This is a genomic window from Aurantimonas sp. A3-2-R12 (genome assembly GCF_036016755.1).
Classification (GTDB): Bacteria; Pseudomonadota; Alphaproteobacteria; order Rhizobiales; family Rhizobiaceae; genus Aurantimonas; species Aurantimonas coralicida_A.
The window spans coordinates 1-9,027 of sequence record NZ_JAYXIH010000076.1 but is presented as its reverse complement, the minus strand read 5'-3'; the positions used below and the strand labels follow the sequence as shown (position 1 = coordinate 9,027).

The window sequence follows — 9,027 nt, the reverse complement described above, 5'->3', positions numbered from 1 at the left end:
GCGATCAATCGAAAGCGCAACGGCCTGGACGCTCATCGCCAGCATCCGAATGCTCACGAGGCGCATCGCAAGATATTGGATCTATTGCTGAACTTTTGAATCAGGCTCTAAGACGCAGGCTCCCGCTATCAATCTCGACGCAACCCCGGCGGGATTCGTCATCGTCCAGCGGCTCCCCATGTCTGAATTTCAAAATGCTTGCTATTTAACGTGGTATGCAGACGGCAAAGGCACAACTAAAGCCACATGAGGTAGTGTTTATGGACAGCGCTGTAAAGATATTTCAGTCGGCATTCTACATCGTTGGTTCAATCGTAGCAGTTCTTACGTATTTAAAGGCAAAGAATGGTCTTCTAAATTCCGTAAATACGGAATACCAAAAGCGCGTTATTGACCGGTTGGCCAGTCTGTCGGACGATCTGTTTCGAGAGTTTGATTGGGGGGGGGCAGAAGAAAATTGGACGAATGACAAAAATGCAGAAGAAGTAGTTTCACATATAAACTCTGAAGTTTTAAGAAATAAGCATGAAATGCTTACGGGCTCGTGGGAGTATTGCGGTATACCAATTCCGAGAAGGACAATAAAAATTCGTGAAGAGCAGATACGTCTGGAATCAGACCCGTTTATTCCAGAGCATATCCGCGATGCAGTCGTGTCACATTTAAGGGGCCGCGAAGAGGCGATGCTCACAGCCGTGGAATATGCGACAAAACAGTATCTCTCCGGGTTAAAGCAGGGACGCTACTGGGATACCTTGGATAAAAATTACCATTGGTTTCAAAACCTCATACAAGACTCGCTGTACCAGAGCGGATATGGGATTTCCGACAACGAAGCACAGGTAAACGATATTCGACGCATGATTCAAAGGCACTTTGAAAGCTATGATCCCCTCGCCAAGCAGGGTCTGCCTGCGAGGCTCAAGAAGTTAGGACGTTTTAAGTTTACCCAATCCACAGCTCATTCCAATACCCAAAAATGACCAAATGGTCAGAAAAAAAGAAAATTAAAACAAGGATTTATTGGATCTTTGGTCGAGAGTTCGAGTCTCTCCGGCAGCACCAGTCCGCTTTCACTGCGGACCTTGCTCCCCCTTCTTCACTGACGCTGATTTGCCTCACGGCTTTGGTTCACGCTTCGAGTTTCACCGAACGGCCGCGCTCATGGCTCTGCGTTGCGGCGTCGGCCAGCAGCCCCGCCTTCAGCCCATCCCTGCCCGATGGCGAAAGTCGGGTCCCGCTGGTGACGGCATCGATGAAATAGGCCAGTTCGCGGCGATAGGCCTCGGCATAGCGTTCCAGGAAGAAATTCTGGACGGGATCGGCCGCGACCCCCGCCTGATTGGCGAGGACCACCGTCGTTTGGGGCACGTTCTCCGCCTTCAACAGGCCCTTCGAGCCGTGCACTTCGACGCGCTGATCGTAACCATAGGTCGCCCGCCGCGAATTGGAGATCTGCGCGATCTTTCCCGTTGCGGTCTTGAGCAGCACGGCGGCGGTGTCAATGTCGCCGGCTTCGCCGATGGCGCTGTCGACCAGGCAGGAGCCGACGGCGTGGACTTCGGTGATTTCCTCGCCGAGCAGGAAGCGGGCCATGTCGAAGTCGTGGATCATCATGTCGCGGAAGAGGCCGCCCGACGACTTGATGTAGGAGACCGGCGGGGGGCCGGGATCGCGCGACAGGATCGTGACGAGCTCGACGTCGCCGATATCGCCATTGTCGATCCGCGCCTTTAACGAACCGAAATGCGTGTCGAAGCGGCGATTGAATCCGATCATCAACGGCGCATCGCCGATCCGCGCCAGCGTGTCGCGAATCCGTTGCGAGTTGAGGTCGACCGGCTTTTCGCAGAACACCGCCTTGCCAGCGCCCGCGGCCGTCTCGATAAACCCGGCATGGGTGTCGGTCGGCGTGCCGATGATGACGGCGTCGATGTCGGCGGCCGTCAGGATCGCGTCCGCCGGGCGAGCCTTGCAGCCGGACGCGGCCGCAAAGCTCTCGGCCGACTGCGGCAGCGCGTCGGCCACTGCGACGAGCCGCGCGTTAGGATGCGCGACGATATTGCGCCCGTGGATCTGGCCGATGCGGCCGCATCCCAGAAGGCCGAAGCTCAGCATGACATGTCTCCAGAAGTCCAATCTCGCGTCGCAGGACTAATCGCTGAGATTGGAATAGACAATCCGAGCTTGAGAAGGATTAGAATTCAGTCTCGGGACGGTGACAGAGGCCGGACCGACGACGAAGGAGCGACGAGATGCGCAGACGCGAAGCCGAACATCCGTTCTACCGCCCGCTCTGGATTCGCGTGTGCCTGACCGGTGTGCTCGTCGTCTGGACCGCGCTGGAATGGGCGAGGGACGAGCCCTTCTGGGGCATCATGACCAGCGCGGCGGCCGTCTGGGCGATCTGGACCTTCTTCCTCACCTACGATCCGAACGCGGCAGGCGCCAAGGCACCGGCGCCCGGGGAGGGAACGGCCGCGAACGACACCGAGACCAGCGAAGGAAAGTGACCCGATGTCCCATCTGCGCGTTCGACCGAAACGCGACCACGACCGCGTCATCCACGTCACGCCCGAGAGCGCCGGCTGGAGCTATGTCGGCTTCGAGCTGTATCGGTTGGCCCCCGGCGCCAGCGTCGCCGAGCGCACCGGCGACCGCGAGGTCTGCCTGGTGCTCGTCTCGGGTCGTGCCTCCATGGCAAGCGATGGCGAGGACTTCGGCCTGATCGGCGAGCGGATGAGCCCGTTCGAGGGCAAGCCCTGGTCGGTCTATGTCCCCGCTGGCGACCGCTGGCAGGTGACGGCCGAGACCGCCGTCGAACTTGCCGTCTGCTCGGCGCCGGGAACCCCCGGCGCGCATCCGCCGCGGCTGATCGCTCCGGTTTCGCTCGGCCGGGAGACGCGCGGGCAGGGCACCAATGTCCGCCACGTCACCAACATCCTGCCCGAAACCGACCCCGGCGCGGATTCACTGCTGGTCGTCGAGGTGATCACGCCCGGCGGGCACACCTCGTCCTATCCGCCGCACAAGCACGACACCGACAATCTGCCGGACGAGTCCTATCTCGAAGAGACCTACTACCACCGCCTCGATCCGCCGCAGGGCTTCGCCTTCCAGCGCGTTTATACGGATGCGCGAGACGACGGCACGCGCGAACTCGACGAGGCGATGGTGGTGGAGGACGGCGACGTCACGCTGGTGCCGAAGGGCTATCACCCCTGCGCGGCGACGCACGGCTACGATTTGTACTATCTCAACGTCATGGCCGGGCCGACGCGGACGTGGAAGTTCCACAACGAACTGGCGCACGAATGGCTGGTAAAGCCGCCGGCGTGAGATCAGAAACGGGGCTTTGGCGGGCGGGCGCGTACTTGTCCGTCTCCGGCGAGAGTTCGGCTTGCCTACTGTTATGGGGCCGGAACCATAATCATGCCGCCCCCGCGATATCCAGGAGAAGCATCGCAAGGTCACGCGGCGCGGTTGCCATCGCGTCATGTCGGCTGGCGATGTCGCGCCAGTCCCATGTCGGGTCGGCCTTGACGGACGGTCATTTTCAGGAGAACCGGACCGCAAGTCGGGCTCCCAGGTCTGGGCCGTGCCCGACCTCGCGCGCCGCCGCAATATCCTCCGACCGACCGTTTCCAGATCCTTGAACGAAGCAGGCAAGATTCAAGGCAAACGGCATGTGCCCCGCGCCTGAACGGTGGCTCTGCGTCTCAGCCGCGCCGCTCGGCGGGTCTGTCCTCCGGGGCGATGAAGCGCACCGTTCGCAGGATCGCGATGAAGGCCGCGGCGGCGTCGTCGATCGCGCGATCGTTGTGGATGCGATGAACCCCGTCGGCGCTCTCCGGCACGTCGAGCGTCGCCTGGCGTCGCAGCCGCTGGTCGATCTCCTCCGGCGTTTCCCGGCCTCGCGCGGCGATCCGCGCGACGAGCAGGTGGCGTGGAGCGGTGATCTCGATGATGTGGAGGCGGGAAAAGCGCTCCGCCGCGTTCCGCAAAGCCGCCCGCGACACATTGGCGACGACGGTCTCGCCAGCCTTCAGGCGGCGCGAAATCTCAGCCGGCAGGCCATAGGAGAGGCCGTGCGCCGACCATGTCAGGCAGAAGGCGCCGGCGGCCTCGGCCGCGGCGAATGCCGCCGGGGTCAGGCTGTCGTGGTCTTCCGCGTCGACAAGCGCGATGCGGGTGACGACGCGGCGCGGGAAAAAGAATGTGGAGTCCGTGGCGAGTGCTGCGGCGGCAATCGCCAGCAGCGAATCCTTGCCGGCGCCGCTGGGTCCGACCACGGCGACGAACGACCCGGGGGAATGATTTGCGAATGGGGCCGCCGCCCCGCTGGCCTGGCGTTGCTTCGTCGTCGGCATCAAGCGGCATCTCTGGAGAGAAGGCTCGGCGACGCAGCAGCGGTCGGCCGCTCGTCCAGACGGCCCGTCCGGATGTTCAGCCCCGGTCGGTCCGCGCGGCGATGGGCCATCTCTTGAACGGCGGCGATGTCGTTCCGGGTCAGATCGTCGCGGCAGGTTCCCGCCGCCGTCTCCAGGATCGGTGCGGCGGCATCAGGCGGAGCGAAGCTCTGATGGTCGACGCGGCTTCCTTGACGCGAAAGGTAGACCGCGTCTGCCCATTCCATATCAGCCGAGCCGTTGTGGATCAGGTCATCGATCTGTTCCCGCCTGCGCGTCGGTTCCTGCAGCGTTGTCTTGAACATCCGTTCCCCCTGGAGGCAGACCATGCGCGCCTGGGCAACTGCCGTCAGACGCTCCCCTGTCTGCCACGATTGCACGTTTTCGGCGCGGCCGAATCGCATTCGCGGAATTGTACGGAATCGTCCTGCGCAAGTGGATCATCAGCCTTTGAGGCGAAGATCGCATCCGCGCCCGCATTTGCTTGTGAAGCGGACGCTGTTGGATGGGTCCTGGACCCAGTCAATCCCGAAACTGGCCCTATGGTCGGATCGCGCCAAGCCTTAAGCCTTGATCAGGCGCGCCCGACGCTGCCGCAGCCTGAAATCGAGCCATCGGGCGGGCACGCGCCCACGGGCGCAGTGGACGGCCTATCCCGTTGAACCGGGGGATCCGAGGGGCGCGCCATCCTGTCGAGCGGATGCACGAGAGGCAGGATGGCCAGCGTCTCGCAGGCTGAGCCGCCGGCCGTCGCAGCTCTCCACAATCAGGCGATGAAAATGAGGATGCCCACATGAATGATACGCTGACCGCCGCCGATCTCGCAGCCACCTTCGACGCCTTCAACCGCCACGACATCGAGGCCGTGATGCGGGTCTTCGCCGACGATTGCGTCTTCTACACCGTCGGTGGGCCGGAGGTGTATGGCACTCGGATAGAAGGCGCCGAGGCCATGGCCAATGCCTTCAGCGGCGTATGGTCCACGATGCCTGACGCCCACTGGGATCATCACAGCCACTTCGTCCAGGGTGACCGGGCGGTTTCGGAATGGACGTTTTCCGGCACCAACGCCGACGGCACGAAAGTGGAAGCGCAGGGTGCCGACTTGTTCACGCTGCGCGGCGGCAAAATCATCGTCAAGCAAGCATTTCGCAAGAACCGCCCGCTGCTCACGGCCTGAACCCAGCGTCGCGCTCCAGATCCGGGAATCCGAGCCATGTCCGATCCCATTCGTCCCAAGCATTGGCCCAAGGCCAGCTATGATCCGCACTACGATCCGCTCGTCGATGCCGGCCCCGGCCACAACCGCGATTACGCGCCGACCTACTGGATCGGGACGGCTGGTCCGCCGCCCGAGGACGACGGGCCGGTCTCGGGCGACATGGATGTCGATGTCGTCGTGGTCGGCTCGGGCTACACGGGCCTGTCCTGCGCCATCCATCTGGCCAAGGAGCACGGGATCAAAGCGACAGTGCTCGAAGCCAATACGGTTGCCTGGGGCTGCTCGACCCGCAATGGCGGGCAAGCCCAGATTTCCTCCGGGCGGTTGAAGCGGTCACAGTGGATCCAACGCTGGGGAGTCGAGGTCGCAAAGAAGCTGCACGCCGAGATCCTGGAAGCGTTCGAATTGTTCCGCGATCTGATCGGCTCTGGCGAATTCGATTGCGAGCCGCAAGACGGCGGGCATTTCTACATCGCGCACAAGCCAGGTGTGCTGCCGAAATTGGAAGCGGAATCGAAGCTTCTCAATGACGTGTTTGGTTACGGTTCTCGCATGCTCGGCCGCGAGGAACTGCATGAGCGCCATGTCAGGGATCAGGAAGCGGCTGGGGCTATGCATGAGCCGGACGGCATCTCGATCCACGCCGGTAAGCTCGCCTTCGGCTATCTTCGACTGGCGCGCAAGCTCGGCGCCAAGGTGCATCCGGCCAGCCCGGTGATGGGTTGGGAAATCAAGGGAGGGGTCCATCATCTGACGACCCCTGGGGGCACCGTGCGCGCCCGCGCCGTGGCGCTGGCGACCGCCGGCTACACGCCGCCGGGGCTCAGCCACCGCACCAGAAGCAGGTTGATGCCGATCCTGTCGAATTCCATCGTTACGCGACCGCTGACGGAGGAGGAGAAGGTGGCGTGCGGCGCTCAGACCGGTTCACCGTTGACCGACACGCGCACGCTTCGCCAATACTATCGGTTCCTGCCCGACGGCCGGATGCAGATCGGCAGCCGCAGTGCGATCACCGGCGCCGATGCCGAAAACCCGAAGCATCTGGCGCTTCTGCAAAAGGGGCTCACCCGCAAGTTCCCGGCGCTGGAAGGCATCGATCTGGACTATTCCTGGTGGGGCTGGGTCGATGTCAGCCACGACATGATGCCGCGGATTTTCCAGCCGGACCCGGCGCAGGCAATTTTTTACGCCATGGGCTATGGCGGCAACGGCGTGATGTATTCCGCCCAGGCCGGTCGGCGCATGGCGCAGATGCTGGCCGGAAAAGGTGCCGGCCTCGACCTGCCGATCTTCACCTCGCCATTGCCGAGTTACGGCATCCTGACGCCCTTCCGGCGATTGGGCCAGCGGCTGATGTACGGTTGGTACCAGTACGCCGATGAATCTCGATGAATTGGCCGACGACATGCCACTTATACCAACCTGCGGCGATAGGAACCCATTCGACCGGCCATTTCCCGCACCTTGGCGCCGATGCGTGGCGAGGAGCGGGACGACGCGCGATGCGGCGCATCGGGCGAGGCCCGCGGCGAATCCAGGCGCGGCGAGCGCCCGGCCTTCGGTGGGCTGGACGGGCCTGCCGGACGGCGTCGCACCGCTTGCCCGATGCGCCGCATCGAACTGCGCGCCGCTCCTGGCCGGACAAGCCCCCGTTCAGCGCCATCGAATAGGTCCCTATCACCGCAGGTTGGTATTAGAGATGTCGTGATGAAGATGACGACCGGAAGGCGCTTGTGAAGCTATTGCAGATGCGTGAGATCGCGCATGCGCTTGGGATCATCGGGCTGCGGCATGAAGCGGTAACGGCGCTTGGCTAAGAGGAGCCGACCGGCGGTCACAAGGCGCTCCAGGCCCCTGAGCCGCAGGCGTCACTCACCTTCGTCGCGGTAGTCCTCAAACAGGAGCTTGGCGAGCCGTTCCGCTTTCAACGCTCCGCTGGCCCGGCCCCTGCTGTCGCTGCGATCGCCTGCACGCAGGTGACTGCGATGATATGGAAGACGTCGTCGGCGCTGCAGCCGCGGGAAAGGTCGTTTGCGGGTTTGGCCAAGCCTTGCAGGATCGGTCCGATCGCCTTGGCGCCACCGATCCGCTGGGCGATCTTGTAGCCGATATTGGCGGCGTCGAGATTGGGGAAGACCATGACGTTGGCCAGACCCTCCAACGGGGAACCGGCCGATTTGGCGGCGCTGACAGCCGGCACAAAGGCGGCGTCGAACTGCAGATCACCATGCACCTTGATGTCGGCGCGGGTCGTTTTGACGAGATCGGCGGCGGCGACCACCCGGCTGACCCGTTCATGCTTGGCGCTGCCACCGGTCGAGAACGACAGCATGGCAACGCGCGGCTCCTCGCGGATTAACTCGGCGTAGGAATCGGCCGAGGCGATGGCGATCTCGGCCAGTTCCTCGACACTCGGTTCGACGATCATCCCGCAATCGGCGAAGACGAAGCCTCCCTTGGTCGTATGGTGGTGCTCGCAGAGCATCATCAGGAAGAAACTCGACACGATCTTGGCCTGCGGCGCCCGGCCGATGATCTGCAGCGCCGTGCGGACCGTGTCAGCGGTAGTGGCGATGGCGCCACCGACCGTCCCGTCGGCGTCGCCCTGTCGGACCATCATCGCGGCAAAGCCGAGTGGCGTGGTCATGGCCGCCTTCGCCGCGGCCTCGTCGACACCCTTGTGACGGCGCAGTTTGTGATAGGCGGCGGCGTAGTCGGCAGTCTGCGGCGCCCGTGCCGGGTCCAGGATGGCGACGCTTGCCGGATCCAAGCCGGTAGCGTCCAGCTTCGCGGCGATTGCCCCTGGGTCGCCGAGGAGTGTGATCCGGGCGATGCCCTCGCGCACCGCGCGCGCCGCACCCTCGATGATGCGGGCGTCCTCGCCTTCCGGCAGTACAATGTGTTTTGGCGAGGTCTTGGCGGCAATGATGATGTCGTCGAGTGGCTTCATGGTTCGCTGTCCTCGCGAGTGCGATTTGCCACGGCAGTTCTGGGCCTGAGCCCATTGCCATCAGTTCAGATACGCGATGCCGATGAGGATGAAGGCGGCGAGGAAGACGGTTTCGGCGACGACCAGGAGGACGGCCTGGCGACCGACGGAAAGGATGCTCTTCAGCGCGGTCTTCATGCCGACGGCGGCGATGCCGAACAGGAGCGCCCAGCCGGAGACGTCGGCGGTAATGTCGGCGGCTTGCTTCGGGATCAGGCCGAAGGAGTTGAGCGCGGCCAGCGCCAGAAAGCCGAGCACGAAGCCGGGGATCAGCGGCGGCCGCTTGCCGGCCTCGGCCTCGCTCTTGTGGGTGGCGCGGAACACCAGCGTGAACACCAGCACCACCGGCGCCAGCATGGTGACGCGGATGAGCTTGACCAAAGTGGCGGTCTCGCCGGCCGCGT

10 protein-coding genes and 1 pseudogene are annotated in these 9,027 nt (G+C 63.3%); 6 read left to right on the top strand and 5 right to left on the bottom strand.

The genetic code is table 11. The features are described 5' to 3' along the window. Together VSX60_RS21430 and VSX60_RS21425 are read left to right on the top strand one after the other, a co-directional pair. Positions 1-91, top strand: a pseudogene (locus VSX60_RS21430) (IS5/IS1182 family transposase); the annotation flags it as partial. A 169-nt stretch (positions 92-260) separates the two neighbouring features. After that, positions 261-983 (top strand): hypothetical protein, encoded by a 723-nt coding sequence (locus VSX60_RS21425; protein WP_327626282.1) that lies wholly within the window; start codon positions 261-263, stop codon positions 981-983. 148 nt (positions 984-1,131) lie between these two features. Here the strand turns inward: VSX60_RS21425 and iolG are convergent, their stop codons facing one another. Beyond that, positions 1,132-2,118 carry an inositol 2-dehydrogenase gene (iolG, locus tag VSX60_RS21420; protein WP_327626281.1) on the bottom strand — a complete coding sequence of 329 codons (987 nt, stop codon included), beginning with the start codon at positions 2,116-2,118 and terminating at the stop codon, positions 1,132-1,134. A 137-nt stretch (positions 2,119-2,255) separates the two neighbouring features. Between iolG and VSX60_RS21415 the strand changes: the two genes are divergently transcribed. Further along, the gene (locus tag VSX60_RS21415; RefSeq protein ID WP_327626280.1) at positions 2,256-2,513 is read left to right on the top strand and encodes a DUF3329 domain-containing protein; all 258 of its coding nucleotides are present in this window, start codon (positions 2,256-2,258) and stop codon (positions 2,511-2,513) included. A 4-nt stretch (positions 2,514-2,517) separates the two neighbouring features. Beyond that, positions 2,518-3,339 (top strand): 5-deoxy-glucuronate isomerase, encoded by an 822-nt coding sequence (gene iolB, locus VSX60_RS21410; protein WP_327626279.1) that lies wholly within the window; start codon positions 2,518-2,520, stop codon positions 3,337-3,339. A gap of 380 nt (positions 3,340-3,719) precedes the next feature. On the opposite strand, the gene phnN is transcribed toward iolB, so the two are convergent. Together phnN and VSX60_RS21400 are read right to left on the bottom strand one after the other, a co-directional pair. Next, on the bottom strand, positions 3,720-4,370 hold the full coding sequence (gene phnN, locus VSX60_RS21405) for a phosphonate metabolism protein/1,5-bisphosphokinase (PRPP-forming) PhnN (RefSeq protein ID WP_327626278.1): 651 nt from the start codon (positions 4,368-4,370) through the stop codon (positions 3,720-3,722). Beyond that, on the bottom strand, positions 4,370-4,714 hold the full coding sequence (locus VSX60_RS21400; protein ID WP_327626277.1) for a hypothetical protein: 345 nt from the start codon (positions 4,712-4,714) through the stop codon (positions 4,370-4,372). The genes phnN and VSX60_RS21400 overlap by 1 nt, the downstream gene beginning before the upstream one ends. A 500-nt stretch (positions 4,715-5,214) precedes the next feature. Between VSX60_RS21400 and VSX60_RS21395 the strand changes: the two genes are divergently transcribed. Together VSX60_RS21395 and VSX60_RS21390 are read left to right on the top strand one after the other, a co-directional pair. Further along, positions 5,215-5,589, top strand: coding sequence for a nuclear transport factor 2 family protein (locus VSX60_RS21395; RefSeq protein WP_327626283.1), 375 nt, complete (start codon positions 5,215-5,217; stop codon positions 5,587-5,589). Positions 5,590-5,625: 36 nt separating this feature from the next. Further along, on the top strand, positions 5,626-7,026 hold the full coding sequence (locus VSX60_RS21390; RefSeq protein ID WP_327626276.1) for an NAD(P)/FAD-dependent oxidoreductase: 1,401 nt from the start codon (positions 5,626-5,628) through the stop codon (positions 7,024-7,026). 532 nt (positions 7,027-7,558) lie between these two features. Here the strand turns inward: VSX60_RS21390 and pta are convergent. Next, positions 7,559-8,584 carry a phosphate acetyltransferase gene (pta, locus tag VSX60_RS21385; protein WP_327626275.1) on the bottom strand — a complete coding sequence of 342 codons (1,026 nt, stop codon included), beginning with the start codon at positions 8,582-8,584 and terminating at the stop codon, positions 7,559-7,561. Between the two features lie 60 nt (positions 8,585-8,644). Continuing rightward, positions 8,645-9,027 (bottom strand): putative sulfate exporter family transporter (locus tag VSX60_RS21380; protein ID WP_327626274.1); only part of this gene is annotated, 383 nt, incomplete at its 5' end.